Origin of the sequence: Dolomitihabitans soli, from assembly GCF_022213955.1 — a bacterium.
In the GTDB taxonomy this organism is placed as follows: domain Bacteria; phylum Actinomycetota; class Actinomycetes; order Streptosporangiales; family Streptosporangiaceae; genus Streptosporangium_A; species Streptosporangium_A soli.
In genome coordinates this window covers 589,315-603,198 of the sequence record NZ_JAKNTW010000002.1, presented here as the reverse complement: position 1 = coordinate 603,198, position 13,884 = coordinate 589,315, and the positions used below count along the sequence as shown (strand labels likewise).

Below are 13,884 nucleotides of genomic sequence, written 5' to 3'. Positions count from 1 at the left end.
TCGGCTGGGTGGTGGTAGGGGCCCTGGCGGGAGCCAAAGTTATGGCGATCAGTGAACGAAGAGCGGAAATAAGGTGGCAAGGGTGGATTTGGTGGTGGGGCGGGATGCGGTGCTGGTGTTGCCCGGGATCATGGGCAGTGAGCTGATCGAGGGCGCTTCGGGGCGGATGTTGTGGGGCCTGAAGGAGGCGGGGTGGTACGCGCGGGCGTGGGCGGGTGGTTCCTCACTGGCCGCGTTGCGGGTGGATGAGCGGGAGCGTTCTGGTGGGGCGGGCCGGATCCGGGTGGGGCGGCTGCTGCGGTTTCCGGCGTTCGCGCCAATGCTGCGCGGGTTCGAGCCGTACACCGCGCTGGTGGCCAAGGCGCGGCAGGCGGTGGCCGATCCGGCGGCGGTGGTGGAGTTTCCCTACGACTGGCGGTTGTCGATCGAGTACAACGCGCACCTGCTGGCTGATGCCGCGCAGCGGCATCTTGACGCGTGGCGGGCGCACCCCAGGGGGAGTCGGCAGGCGCGGCTGGTGCTGGTGGCGCACTCGATGGGCGGACTGATCGCGTCCTACTTCACCCACCTGCTCGGCGGAGCCGGAGAGGTGCGAGCGGTGGTGACGCTGGGCACCCCGTTCCACGGGTCGGTGAAGGCAGCGATGCTGCTGGACAGCGGCCGGGCCACGCCACTCCCACTGCCCCGGGCGCGGCTGCGGGCGCTGGCGGGTGGGATGCCGGGGTTGCATGATCTGCTGCCGACCTACCGGTGCGTAGATGAGGGGGAATCGGCGCGGCGGCTGACCGCGGCCGATGTGGCCGGCCTGGGCGGTGATGCGGAGCTGGCCGGGCAGGCGCTGGAGCGGCGGGCCCGGCTGCTGGGCGCTGGCGGGCAGGCGGGGTGGCCGGAACTGTGGCCGCTGGTCGGGGTACGGCAGCCCACCCTTCAATCGGTAACCTTGACCGGGGAGGGTTTACGGGCGGCCCGATACAGCCTGCGTCCGAGCGAGTCGGGTGGGGTGGTCCGGTCCGATGCGGGCGGGGACGGCACGGTGTACCAGGATGCGGCGTGCCCGGCCGGGCTGCGGCCGCTGTTCCTGCCACAGTCGCACGGCGCGCTCGCTGCCCGCGCCGAGAGCATCATCCACGCCTGCACCGTGATCGCCTCCCGCGAACGCGGCCCGTGGCTGGCCGGTGACGTCCAGCTCGGCCTGGAGGTCCCCGACGTGGTCACGGCCGGGCAAGAGTGGGAGATGATCGTGCGCGGCACGGCCGATCCGGCACTGGTCAGTGTCCGCGTCGAAGAACTCACCGCTGGGCGAGGGCTGCTGCCGCCGACGCTGCGCAGCCGTACCGACCACCTGGCCGGGCGGTTGCGGCTGCCCCGCCCAGGCCTGTTCCGGATCGGGGTCAAGACCGGCGGCCTGTCCGCGATCACCGAACTGGTGCTGGCCACCGCCGAGGATCCGCCGTCCGAGGGCCACATCGCGCACGCCGGGCGGGCCGAGGAGAACTGAGCATGCCAAGCACCACGACCCCCGCACCCGGCTATCCCGACAACAAGCCAGGCGACGGCCCCCCCGGCAACGCGCAGGACACGAAGCCGTTGTTCGCCGTGGTGTCGCTACCGCACAGCGACTACGCCACCCCCTCCTACCCGCCGTTACCGGCTGACGCGTGCGCGGCGCGGGTGGAGGAGACGCTGACCGGCATCGGCGGTGACCCGGTGGCGTGGCCGGTGCCAGCCGGAGGAGCACGTGACTTCGCCGCCGTCACCGGGCGGCTGCAAGCATGGACCCGCTCCGGCCGGCCGCTGGACGGATCGGTGCTGTTCTGGGCCGGGCACGGCAGCGTCGATGACCAAGGCGCATGGCTGGCCATCTACGACTCCCCGGACCCGATGCGCCTGGGCGGCATCGACCCGGTCAAGATCGCTGACTTTGTCATCACCGAGTGGATTCGGCACCGTCAGGAGCGGGAGGGGGCGTGGGCGATCGTGGTGATCGAGGCCTGCGGCGGCGCCCGGTTCGCCGACTTGGTCGCCGCTGAACTGATCCGCTCGCGGGAACGGCCGATCCGGTGCGCGGTGCTCGGAGTCGGCGCCCCGGACGGTGCTGGGGAACTCGGCGCGTTCGCCGCCGCACTGGACGGGGCGCTGGCCGCCTACCTGGTCAACGACGTGGAGATCAAACCCGAGGATCTGCTGCGCCAGCTCCGCGACCGGCTGGAATACAGCGGCGGGACGGAGCTGGAGCTATATCGGGCCGACCCGATCCGCCGCCCGGCGCGGGTACTGCCCACCGCGGTCAGCGCCACCATGGAGGTGTACACCCAGCTGCTGACCTTCATCGCTGCCTTGCCCGCCGATCAGCGGAGCCATTTCCTGGCCAAGGCGCAAGGCGCCGAACTGGCCACCGCGCACGATAGTGAGCAGAGCGAACTGGCCTGGTACTTCGTCGGCCGACACGCCGAGCGGGCCCGAATCGCCGTCTGGCTGCGCACTAAGAACACCGGCATGCTGGTGGTAACTGGGCGGGCCGGGTCGGGCAAGTCGGCGTTGCTCGGGCACGTCCTGGTGCACACCACCCCGCCGCTGCGCGACCTGCTCATCGCCCACCGGCTGCTCACCCCGGCCCCCGCCGGTGAATTTCCGCCCCAGAGCGGCTTCGACAGCGTGATTCACCTGACCGGGATGAACACCGCCACCCTCATCGAACGCCTCGCCGCCGACACCGGCCTGGGCCGTCCCCCGGCCGGGACCGGGCCCGGCGGCGACGTGGAATGGCTCCTCACCGGCCTTGCCGATCGGACGGGCTCCGGCGCCGGGCAGGGCAGCGCAAAACGGCCGTTCACGCTGCTGGCCGACGCGCTGGACGAGGCCGAGGACCCGATCTCCATCGCCGGGTCCGTCCTGCGCCGCGTGGCCGCCCTGCCCGGGGTGCGGGTGGTGGCCGGGACCCGGTCCTCCACCCGGGAGGGCCCCGACCTGCCCGACACCGCCGATGAGGACCTGCTGGACGCGCTGGGCCGTACCGCCGAGTTGCTGCGCGTGGAACGCGACCCCCAGGCGGTCGGCGAGTATGTACGATTGCGGCTGGCGACCGCCCGCGACCAGGGGTACCTGGCCGCTACCGACGCCGCCGTCACCGGTGCCGCCACCCTCATCCAAGGCATGAACCGGCAGTTCCTTTACGCCCGCCTGGCCGTGTACGAGATCATCGCCGCCCCGCACCTGCTCGCCCCGGAATTCCACCAGGAATTGCGTGACCTGCTGGAACAGGACCACCGGGCGTTGTTTACCGCCGCCGTCGACCGGCTCACCCGCGACCGGCCCGCCACCCGCCCACTGCTGGAAGCACTCGCTCTATCCCGCGGCCGCGGCCTGCCCCGCACCGACGGCATCTGGACCATCGTGGCCACCGCCCTCAACCATGAGCACCCCGTTACCGAACTCGACATCGACCACCTACTCCACCAGGCAGCCCCGTACGTGATGCTGGACGCCGAAGCTGGCCAGAGCGTCTACCGGCTCGCGCACCGCACCTTCGCCGAACACTTCCTCACCGGCCCCGGCGCCTATCCCGACCCTGGATCCGGATGAGCCACCTGTCCAGCGACGACAATCGGCAGTCGTTGAGAAACTCTGCCACGGCCGCCGGATCGGCCACCGTCTGCCGTGTTTTGGCCACCAGCGCGGTGTACGGCTCGAACCCATGCAGCATCGGCGCGAACCCCGGGAACCGCAGCGGCCACCCCACCGGCTCGGGCCCGCCCCACCGCTACGGCCGTACCGCATCGCCAAAACGATCTCCTGCGTTACGCCACCGGGCCGTCGGCCCACACCAGAACCGCCATTCCTGTGCCAGCCACGACTAGGGCGCCCTCCACTCCCGTCATCGCCCAGCAATCGAACCCCATGCTCAGACACGCGACGGCCTGACCAATGACCGGATCCCATAGCCGGACCGACCTGTCCTTGCCGCCGGTGGCGAGCAGGGTGCGTCCGTCCTGCATCGGCAACGCCGCCACCGTGAGCACCCCGCCGATGTGGCCGATGAGCGGGTCGCCGACCGGGTGGCCGGTGACGGGGGCCCACAGTCTCACCGTTCCGTCGTCGCTGCCGGTGGCGAGCAGGGTCCGTCCGTCCGGCATCGGCACCGCTGCCACCGCGAGCACCGCGCCGGTGTGGCCGGTGAACGGTTCACCAACGGGCCAGCCGGTGGCAGGGTCCCACAGCTGTACCGTCCCGTCCTGGCCGCCGGTGGCGAGCAGGGTTCGCCCGTCCGGGAGTGGCACCGCCGCCACCGCGTTCGCCCAGCTGGTATGACCGGTGAGCGGACCGTAGACGGGGTGCCCGGTGACGGGATCCCATAGCTGCACAGTTGGTTTCGAGAGGCGCCGCAAGCGACGGCTTGAGCTGGAGCGCCTCTACGGATACCCCATAATCCTTGCGAGCATTCGACCTGTAACCATCAAAGGAATAATTCGACCTTGTATGAGAATGCGGTCGATAGGCTGAACAGAACGCCATGCTAGATTCGCGCCGGGTTGACGATGAACTCGATATCGGTAACTCATTCGGAATTTGGGCCTGTAAGTCTTGAGCTTGGAGCGCTCGAGAAACGTAGCTTGAGTCAGGGCGTGAATCTGCGGCGGAGGGCGTGGAGTGCGAGGCGGGCGGAGCGGGTTCGCAGGAGTAGGGCGGTCAGGATGAGGCAGGTGGCGATGATGGTGGTGATGAGTCGGGGGTCTTGGGTTTCGAGGACTTGTAGGAGGGCGAGGGCGATGCCGGCGGGGACGGTGACGAGGGTGAACAGGACGACGGCGCTGTTGACTCGTTGGGTTTCGTCGTCGCGGGTGAGCCGGTTGTAGTCGCTGATTTCGGTGAGGATCTGTTCGAAGCGTTCTCGTAGGGCGTGTTCGCGTTGGTAGGCGGCCAGGAGTTGGTTGGGGGCTCTGCGGGGGGTCAGGTGCTGGGACCAGAGTTGGTGGCGGAAGGTGCTGACCTCGCGTTCGAGGTGGGTCATGGTGGTGGCCATGGAGGAGTCCAGGGCTGTGGTCATTCGGGCTTCGAGCTGGGTGAGGGCCTGGTTTTGGAGGATGCCGAGCAGGATGGCGTCGAGGTAGATGGAGCGTAGGTAGAGGTCGGCGTAGCCGAAGAAGGTGTCGCCTGCGCCTTGGTCGGGGCGTAGGCCGGTGACGGCCATGGCGTCGCGTAGGACGACGGCGTGCCAGTCGATGGAGAGCCGGATGACGTCTGCGTCGGCGGGTTCGAGGTTCTTGGGGTCGGGTGGGTAGTCGGTGTGGGTGGTGCGGGAGGCCATGGCCCACAGCCATTGGCTGGGGGCGGGCCAGCGCCAGTAGCGGGGGTGGCGGTAGAGCCGTGGCAGGCCTTGGCCGGCTGGGGTGATGAAGGAGACGGTGAACGGGCGGCCGCCGCTTTCGACTTTGGCTTGTCCGTCGAGGAGGTCTTGGGGATCGAAGCCGGGTGGGGGTGCGTCGCGGCGTCCGGCCAGGGAGCGGAGTAGTTCGATGAGGGTTCCTGGTCGGGGGCGCAGGTGGATGGCGATGAGTCCGGGTGCGTCGGGTTGGTCGGTGGCGCGGAGGAGTTCGACTCCGGTGATGGTGATGTCGCCGGTGGTGTGGGTGGCGGGGTTGTGCCAGCGGCGTGGCTGGTCGGCGGTGCCGTACAGGATGCGGGCGGCTTTGGCGCTGTAGTAGTCGCTGCGGGCCTGGGTGGTGGAGCGGACGTGGCGGTGCTGGAAGATCAGCGGGCCCGGGGTCCAGGTGGGTGTGTTGGGGAAGCGGGCTTCGTAGATGACGATGAGGGTTTGGCGGGCGAGTCGGGTCACCGGTAGTAGTCCTCGACGTCGGGGAGGTCCAGGCGGACGACGTAGCGCGCGTGTTCGGGGTTGGCGGGGTCGGTGGTGAAGCGGACGCGTTCGCCGGTGCGGATGGTGCGGAATCCTTCGGTGACGATGTCGGCGTACATGAAGGAGCAGTGGTCGCCGGTGTCGGCGTCGCGGACGATGTAGGTGCCTTGGCGGCCGCCGGTTCCGCTGCCTAGGGGCATGCGGTCGACGATGTGGCCGAACCGCTGGGCGGGGTCGTTGCTGGTCACAGGTCCTCCACGCATCGGAAGCCGACCGCGTTGCTGCAGCCGCGTCTGCGGGACAGGCCCTTGCTGGAGGTTTGCAGGGCGCGGAAGGGGTTGTCGTAGGAGCCGCCGCAGATGATCACTTCGTTGAGGTCGTGCAGTACGGTGCCGGTGATCTCCCAGACGTTGCCGGCCATTTCGCGGATGCCGAAGGGGGAGATGTTGCCGGGGTGGGCGTCGACGGGGCCGGGCATGGCTTGGCCGAGCCGGCCGCGGTCGAGTTCTTCCCGCCATGCTTCGTAGGTGATCAGTGGGCGGCCGCTCCAGGTGTCGGCGGAGTTGACCAGGTTCAGGTCGATGTGGTCGCCCCAGGGGAACAGCCGGCCGTCGGTGCCTCGGGCGGCGGCTTCCCATTCCAGGCTGGTGGGGAGGCGTTTGCCGTCGAAGCGGGCGTAGGCGTAGGCGCTCCAGTAGTTGATGCAGATCGCCGGGTGGTCTGCGTAGGCGGGGTTGGTGAAGTAGTCCTGCAGGCGGAGGCGTTCTTGCCAGGGTTCGTGGGAGAACTCGGCGGGTTTGTCGGGGTGGTCCCATTGCTGGGAGCCGTCGCGCCGTACGGCTTGCAGGAACTGGTTGTAGCGGGCGACGGTGACGGGGAACCGGTCGAAGCGGACCGGTTGGTCGATGCGTTTGAGCATGAGGTGGTGGCTCGGTCCGACCAGGTACGTTCCGGTGGGCAGCACGCAGTCCCCGGCCGGGTCGGGGGGTGGTTGGGATCGGCGGTGGAGGAACTCGCGTACCTGCTCGGTCAGCCGCGGGGTGGTGGGGGCGGAGTCGAGGTTGGGTGGGTGGCGGAGGTATTCGGCGGCGAGGAGTTCCTGGTAGGCCGAATGGGCGAAGGCCACCTCGGACGGGCCGGCCGGGCGGAACAGTGGCCACAGGCGGAAGGTGTCGTAGGTCAGGCGTCCGCCTTCGAACACCTCGATGCCCAGGTGGTTGACGATGTCGACGAAGCTGAACGTGGCCTGGTCGCGGAGGAACGCCGACCCGAAGTAGGCGGTGATCGGGGCCAGGTCGGCTGAGCCGGTCACCTGGGTGATGTGCTGCCAGGCCAGATCGGCCAGATGCGGAAGGTCGCCAGGGGGGCGGTCGAGTGCCTCGGCCAGGCGTAACTCCAGCGGGGTCGCGGCGGTGGTGGTGACGTCGTGCAGGCGCAGCGCGGAGAAGCGGGGGACGAGCAGTGGGTTCACGCCCTGGGCGTGCAGCTGCTGGACGAGTTTCTCGGAGATCATGGGGTGCCGTCCAGCAGGCGCCGGACCTGGGGGGAATCTTCGAGGAAGGAGACGCGGGAGGTGGTGATGACCGCGGATTCGGCGGATAGGACCTGGGCGAGTTCGGTGAACAGTTCCAGGAACCCGGCCTGGGTCATGGAGGGGACGGCTTCGTCGATGCCGTCCAGCGCGCACAGCACCGATCCGGAGCGGGCGAAGTAGTGGAAGACCTTGAAGACGTAGCCGCTTTCCACCGTCATGTATGGGGCGAGGGTGCGGGTGAGGAACTCGCGGAAGTCCTCGTCGTGTCGTTTGAGGCTCATGTCGAGGTAGAAGCGGTATCGGCGGCGGCTCGCGGTCGCCGAGCGGGCGACGAGTTGTTTGAGCAGGGTGGTTTTGCCGCTGCCTGAGCGGCCGACGATGAGGAGGTTTCCGCCGGTGGCGGCTACTTCGTCCAGGAGTTGGTGGGCGGCGCCGACTTTGGAGATCTGCTGTTCGCCGGTGCGTTCGTCGGTGGTGAGCAGATCGCCGGAGACGGTGAGCGCTTCTGGGCCGATCAGGGCGGGGTAGGCGCTGATGACGTCGGTGAGGTGCCGGTCCAGGTCGACGAAGGCGTCCATGAACCGCTCGTAGGTGAGGACCCGGTAGTCCTCGCTCAGCGGGCTGGGAGCCTGACCGTTGTCGTGTTCGTCCAGGATCAGGAAGCGGGTGAGTTTGGGGAGCTTTGTTTGCAGCAGCTCGCCGCCGGTGGCGTCCAGGACTTGGATGACATCGTCGACGTTCTTGCTCAGGAGTAGTTCGATGTATTCGCTGCGGAGGCCGTGTTCGCGGAAGAACAGCTGGTAGAGGGTGTTGCGGGAGAGTTCGAAGCGTTTGACCGGCTTGAAGTCCAGCGTCAGGTACAGCCCGGCGAGGAACTCGGCTTTGACGGCCACTTCGGGGGCGAGTTTGGGTACGTCGCCGCTGAGGATGCCGCTGCCGGTGCTGCTGAACCACGCCAGTACGTCCAGCAGCCGGCGGACCGCGGTGAGGCCATCCTCGTCGGCGATTTCGTAGCCGTCGTGGGTGGAGCGGTTGCGTAGCCGTTGTACGTCTCGGAGTGCGTCGAGGACGTTGCTGCTGGGGATGTACGGCTGGGCGCCTTTGATCAGTTCGTTGAGGGCTTTGCCGCCGGGGTCGCCGGGGATGTTGTGGTGGCGCCAGAGTTGTTTGAGGATCCGTTCGGTGATTTTGCCGACCAGGGCGATCGCGTTCTCGGGGTAGCCGTCGCCGATGGATTTGATCGGGCGTTCGAAGTCCAGGCCGAGGTGGCTGGCTACCCGGGAGTGGTCGTCCAGCTCGTTGCGGAGCTGGTGTAGCCGGGTGTCGATCTCCACGTTGCTCATGCCTTCACTCCTGTGACGAAGGCGAATCGATCGGGGAAGCGGAGTTCGGGGCCGGGATGCCGGCGGCGGATCTCCGCGATGCCCTCCTCGATCTGCGCATCGTCGAAGCTGGACAGCAGCGACATGTAGCGGCTGCGGACCATTCGGGCGTAGCGCTCGACGGTGAAGGCGAGGGGGAACTCCTCGTAGGTGAGGTCGGCGTTCAGTCCGGCGTCGGTGAGGGCGGTGGCGATGGCCTGCGGGTCCGGTTGCCGTTCCTGGAAGAGTCGCAGCGCGGCGTCGAACAGGGGGTAGCCGATGCTCATTGGCAGCATCACCACGAGGATCCGGCCGCCCGGCCGTAAGAGTCCGCTGAGATCGGAGAGGACCTGGGATGGGTCGGGGAGATGGTGAACCACTTCTTTGAGAAGGATGGCGTCGTAGCCATCGTGCGGCAGCCGTACCCGTCCCTGGGTGAGGTCTTCGGCTCCCGCATGCACAGGGAGGAGGCGCTCATCGTTGGGAAGCTGGGCCAGCATTCCGCTGGAGGGGTCGGTACAGACCACCACGTCAGCCTGCTCCGCGAGGCCACAGGAGTACAGGCCGGTTCCGCATCCCACATCTAGCACGCGATCGGCTCGGGCGAGCTTCAACCGCGCGAGGATGCCGCTGGTCATCCATGCGATGAACTCAGGGCTGTAGGCCCAGTTTTCGTCATAGGTATCGGCCAAACGGTCGTAATGAGCCCGCGTGACGTCACTCTGCACCAGACATTCCCTCCACGCCGGGGCACCGGGACATGCCTCAGCTCAGCATCCGACGGATACCAAGCTACAGTCAAGAAACGGTCACGGACCGAGCATAATAAGCTCCAGATGTGAGGCATTTGTCTGGTGCCTAGCTGTCTGAGCTTCCGATCGTCGCACGTGAACGACCAGCAGGTAGCCACTTGCGCCGATCTGTTGTAACTCCTACTGCCAGTGCGAATCAGGCTTGCTCTTAGCATGTGCCATTCAATGCGCGCCATGGTCGGTCTAAAGGGTCTGTCCTGGCTTCGACGGTAGCGCCGCGCAGTGCGTCAAACGCCCAGGTCCGCTCGCATGGCGCGGCTCAGAGCGCGAGACTTGCCAGCCCCATCCGTCAGGTTACCCCTTAAGGCGGCAGCGATCCTGATCTCAGTGACCTTGACATGAGCGATTCCTGCCTGGAGGACGTCTTGACCACATATAATGAACATGGGATCGATGGTCTGACGCCACTCCGCCTCAGCGCCTCCTATCCGTTTCAGAGTTCCGTCCGCTTGGTCGGTGTAGAAGTTCTCAAGCACTCGGATCAGCGAGTTCCAAGCAGTCCAGTACTTCGCGTATGTCTCCCGCCGCTCTTGACGTAATTGTCGTTCTCGTTCGACTTGCCAGCTCTTTTCTGCACTTTGTGCCTGCCACCTGTTGGTGAGCAACGTGGCGATAGCCCCGATTGCTCCACCGCCGAGTGCTCCGCCAAGTGCGAACCATCCGCTAGCGTCCGCCATCCGACCTCCCTATGCCGAGTGAAAGCTCATCGAATAACTCGACGACCAAGCCCATGTAGCCGCCTATAAATCTTAGGCTAAGAGAGTTGACGATTGCTTGCAGCTCGCTGGAATCATGCGATATCCGTCGATCCGATCGACTCGGCGGCGTCCTAAAAGTACCGGCATGTGGCTTGAACTGGACGGAGGAATATTTGATACGCATATCCGCCCTCGACCCGTTGATAGATGTAAGACCGAAATACACCGTTTGCTAGACAGAACTAGGCGGAGGGAGTGAAGCGGTCACCCGTCACGATGCCGGCGAGAGGACTGAGAGGGACGCCGCCCAACTCTCGGTGGCGGCATGTGAGCCTGTTACTTGTAGGTCCATTCGGCCTTGCAGCGCCATTTCCCCCGAAGAACGTCGTCTTGGTCTGCGGCCTGTACACCGGGTGCGACGACGAGTCCCATGGCTGCGATAGCAAGACCGGCTACGGGCACCCTGCGCCTGCCAAAAATTGATCCATGCAGTTCAAGCGGCATGTCGATACTCGTGGAGGACTCCGCCGAGCCGGTCTCCGCCACCATCACCACGCTGCCCGAACAACTCTGCAGGTCACTAACCTGGGACCAAGACGCGGAGATAGCCAAGCACGCTGGCTGATAGGTGGTGGACTCCGCACCGGCTGCCGTAACTCGTCTACATGCCGGGGGTAAAGGTGGTGCGGAGGCGGACCCACAGCATCAGCAGCCAGCGGTGCCACTCCGGGAGCAGGGCCCGGATGAGGATGGCTTCCTTGACGGTGCGGCGGTAGGGGTTACCGGCCGCCCAAGCCCGAACTCTGGTGATCAGGCGTTGGCGGCGGAGTGGGTCGCAGTGGGCGGCGGTGACGAGAGCAGAGACCAGGGGTGGTCGCAAGTCCTCTCGGGCGGCGGCGGTATCCAGCCACAGGCGCAGAGCCTTGTCGAAATGGGAGAAGACGCCTGGATTATGGAGGGCGATGCGCCAGGGCGAGTTGTAGATCAGAGGATCGATCGGGGGCGCAGAGGTCAGAATCGACGAGAGACCTTGGAAGTCACGGGAGATGACCAGAGATAGGAAGAGATCGGTTCCGAAGGTCCTTCTGGTGTTGGGTGTACCGTCCTCGCCGCTGGCCGCGAGGGTCAGGGCCAGGGTGAGGACCGGACTTCTGTGATCGGCGGCCAGCGCGCAGGCCCAGGAAAGAATGTAGGAACGGAGGCGGGGGTGGCCGTCGGACACCAACTGGTCGAGGGTTTCCATTACCGCCCGCAGTTCAGCGTCACCGAAGTCTGGGAGGAGATCGAGCAACAGGCGCATCGCAACGTTGAGTCGCCTGAACGCGTCCTTGAAAGAGTTGTCGGTGGCAGTTCTCGCCCAGTGCAGGGCCGTCATAAAGACCGTCCCGGAGTCGAACTCGGCAAGTGACCGAGCGACCTCGAAGACTTCCTGCCGAACCTGCTCGTTACCGAAGGTCGCCAGATAGCGGAGTCTGGTCAGGGCTAACGACGGGTGGGTCTGGCCGAGGATCTCGCAGACCCGGACGATCGTCAGTTTCAGGGTCTGCGGCGTTTGACGTTGCCTTGACCACTCGTAGAGCTTCTGCCGCACCCGTCCGCCCACGACTGGGTGAAGGCAGGTCTGGGAGAGCACGAGATAGGCCAGGTCGTGATTGTCTTCGGACCATGACCTCGCCATTTGAGTGATCTTCTCCGGCGCGTTGTAGCCGGCGGCAAGGTCAGCGAACACTCCGACGAGCCGGTGGCTGAGCGGCGCCTCCAACGCTAGGACATCATCAGTGGGCAGGGCTGAGAGCCAGGAAAGCAATTCCATCCGGGCTAGTGGATATTCGACGCAGACGTGCCGTAGGACCGACTTCTCGTACCCATGCCGCCGGAAGAAGACCCGGTCGTTGTCGCGCCCGGTCTCCAGCAAGTCGATGAGGCTCTTGGTCGGAGTCCAGGCAAGACCCCCACCTGGCGGCTTGATCTCCAGCCGCCGGGCCAGGGACAGCGCTGCTCCGTAGACCTGGATCTCGTCGGCCGGCGCTATCGCGGCCGCAGCGATCATCAAGGTCTGGTCCAGCAGATTCTGATGCGATCCGAACCAGGTTGCGAGCTCCTCGGCCCACCTTAAGTAAGCACGTTCCACATCCAACTCGTCACCCCCCTCCCGCCCGATCTCGTCGACGAGCAACGCCAGACGGCGCGCGTCACTGGGGGAGGCCTCTTTCAGCAGTTCAAGCCCTCGCCCCCAGTACGGCCAGCTGGACTCCTCGAGGCCACGACGGGCGAGGTGACTGTGGTAGACCTTTTCGGCTGGCGGCGGCTCGACATCGACAGCCTGCAGGAAGTCGGCGAAGCGCCGCAGCTCAACCGCTGTGCCGACGATGACGGCGAATCCATCAGAGGTGCGCAAGGCCTCCAGGAAGGATCGCAGCCGCCAAGAGTCCTCGTCGCGGGCACGCACCAGGTATCCGTGGCACCGAGTCTTGGCCGCCACCTGATCGACGTCGTCCTCGACTGCGGAGAACCACTGGATCCGCAGGCCGGGGCGCACCTGCCGTAGCACCGCGATGGCAGTCGTGACCACGCCCGCCCCGTCCGGTCCCGATACCGCGACCGTGTTGTCCCGGGCGAGGACATGGGCGATCTGATCGTGGTTGAGCGCGGGCACGTAGACCCTCACACGACCGGCGATGTACTTCTCGGAGAGGAACATCGAGGGACGGCCGCGCACGTTCTTGATCTGATTGATGATGAGGCTCTGTCCAACGGTGTTTCCGATGACATTCTGGGAGTCGTCACCGTTGATCGTGAGGTCTTCGATCGTGGTCATGACTTCTCCGCATTGAAGTCGCCGCTGACGGTGTTGCCGAGGATGTTCTGTGAGCCCTGCCCATTGATGGTGACCCCGTTGAGTGAGATCCCGCCGGCGGGCGGTGATGGGGCTGGAGCGGGCTCGGCGGTGTCCACCGCCAGCTCCGGCTCGTACGCGCCGGAGGGAACGGGCACACGCAGGTAGGCAGTGCGGGAGAACTGCTTCACCGCGACTTGCACAGGAGTGAACTGGCTCTCCCGCAACCTGGTCCTCCCCCCTGCGACATACGTGGTGAAGACCTCTTGCGACAGAAGGAGAGCGATGAAGGTCACATTCGGATCGCTCTGCCGTAGCGCGTCACGAAGAGGCGCGCTGTCGAGCAGGCGGCACACGTCGATGGTGGCGGCCGAGATGCCCGGCGCCTCGGCTCGCTCGTCGTCGACAAGCCCCACGTGCAGCGCGACGCGCAGGCGTAGCCTCAGTCCGGCGGCCCTTAGTTTTGGAGCCACCGCGGCCAGCGCGTCCTGAAGCCGGAGAGGGAAGGAGTCGACGAGTGCGGGGATCGCCTCCTCTGGAAGGATGGCGAGGATCCCGTCGCCCGTGCTCTCAAGGAACCGGACGGATTTCCAGGTGCCGGCGAGGCCGCTCGCCGAGCAGGCTGCCGCGAGTACGTGGCGGATCTTCATGTGGAGACGCGGCAGTTCGGAGTCACGGTGCGCGCTGAACTTCTCGGCGTCGACGGTGAGCAGGGTGCGGTGCTTTTCCATGGCCAGGCCTCCCTGATGAGGGTTGGGTCCTGCCAACGATGCAGGGAAACCGTCAGGG

At 66.5% G+C, this 13,884-nt stretch carries 11 protein-coding genes; 2 read left to right on the top strand and 9 right to left on the bottom strand.

Annotation, left to right across the window (positions count from 1 at the left end; genetic code table 11):
- Window positions 1-82 precede the first annotated feature (82 nt).
- Both MBA17_RS07505 and MBA17_RS07500 read left to right on the top strand, forming a co-directional pair.
- Window positions 83-1,498, top strand: a complete 1,416-nt coding sequence (locus MBA17_RS07505; protein ID WP_455432712.1) for an esterase/lipase family protein — start codon at window positions 83-85, stop codon at window positions 1,496-1,498.
- Between the two features lie 2 nt (window positions 1,499-1,500).
- Entirely contained in the window at window positions 1,501-3,582 is a 2,082-nt protein-coding gene (locus MBA17_RS07500; RefSeq protein ID WP_238495548.1) for a hypothetical protein, read from the top strand.
- Between the two features lie 215 nt (window positions 3,583-3,797).
- On the opposite strand, the gene MBA17_RS07495 is transcribed toward MBA17_RS07500, so the two are convergent.
- From MBA17_RS07495 to MBA17_RS07455, 9 genes are all read right to left on the bottom strand, one after another.
- A complete protein-coding gene (locus tag MBA17_RS07495) occupies window positions 3,798-4,361 on the bottom strand; it encodes a WD40 repeat domain-containing protein (protein WP_238495547.1) in 564 nt (187 codons plus the stop codon).
- A 254-nt stretch (window positions 4,362-4,615) separates the two neighbouring features.
- Entirely contained in the window at window positions 4,616-5,833 is a 1,218-nt protein-coding gene (locus tag MBA17_RS07490; protein ID WP_238495546.1) for a hypothetical protein, read from the bottom strand.
- Window positions 5,830-6,102: a hypothetical protein gene (locus MBA17_RS07485; RefSeq protein ID WP_238495545.1), complete on the bottom strand. Its 273-nt coding sequence runs from the start codon at window positions 6,100-6,102 to the stop codon at window positions 5,830-5,832. Before MBA17_RS07485 ends, MBA17_RS07490 begins: the two co-directional genes overlap by 4 nt.
- The gene (locus MBA17_RS07480; RefSeq protein WP_238495544.1) at window positions 6,099-7,367 is read right to left on the bottom strand and encodes a formylglycine-generating enzyme family protein; all 1,269 of its coding nucleotides are present in this window, start codon (window positions 7,365-7,367) and stop codon (window positions 6,099-6,101) included. The genes MBA17_RS07485 and MBA17_RS07480 overlap by 4 nt, the downstream gene beginning before the upstream one ends.
- Window positions 7,364-8,731, bottom strand: coding sequence for an NACHT domain-containing protein (locus MBA17_RS07475; RefSeq protein ID WP_238495543.1), 1,368 nt, complete (start codon window positions 8,729-8,731; stop codon window positions 7,364-7,366). The genes MBA17_RS07480 and MBA17_RS07475 overlap by 4 nt, the downstream gene beginning before the upstream one ends.
- Window positions 8,728-9,477 carry a class I SAM-dependent methyltransferase gene (locus tag MBA17_RS07470; RefSeq protein WP_238495542.1) on the bottom strand — a complete coding sequence of 250 codons (750 nt, stop codon included), beginning with the start codon at window positions 9,475-9,477 and terminating at the stop codon, window positions 8,728-8,730. The genes MBA17_RS07475 and MBA17_RS07470 overlap by 4 nt, the downstream gene beginning before the upstream one ends.
- Before the next feature lie 311 nt (window positions 9,478-9,788).
- A complete protein-coding gene (locus MBA17_RS07465) occupies window positions 9,789-10,238 on the bottom strand; it encodes a hypothetical protein (protein WP_238495541.1) in 450 nt (149 codons plus the stop codon).
- Window positions 10,239-10,920: 682 nt separating this feature from the next.
- The gene (locus MBA17_RS07460; RefSeq protein ID WP_238495540.1) at window positions 10,921-13,077 is read right to left on the bottom strand and encodes a hypothetical protein; all 2,157 of its coding nucleotides are present in this window, start codon (window positions 13,075-13,077) and stop codon (window positions 10,921-10,923) included.
- Window positions 13,074-13,826: a hypothetical protein gene (locus MBA17_RS07455; protein WP_238495539.1), complete on the bottom strand. Its 753-nt coding sequence runs from the start codon at window positions 13,824-13,826 to the stop codon at window positions 13,074-13,076. Before MBA17_RS07455 ends, MBA17_RS07460 begins: the two co-directional genes overlap by 4 nt.
- Window positions 13,827-13,884: the final 58 nt, after the last annotated feature.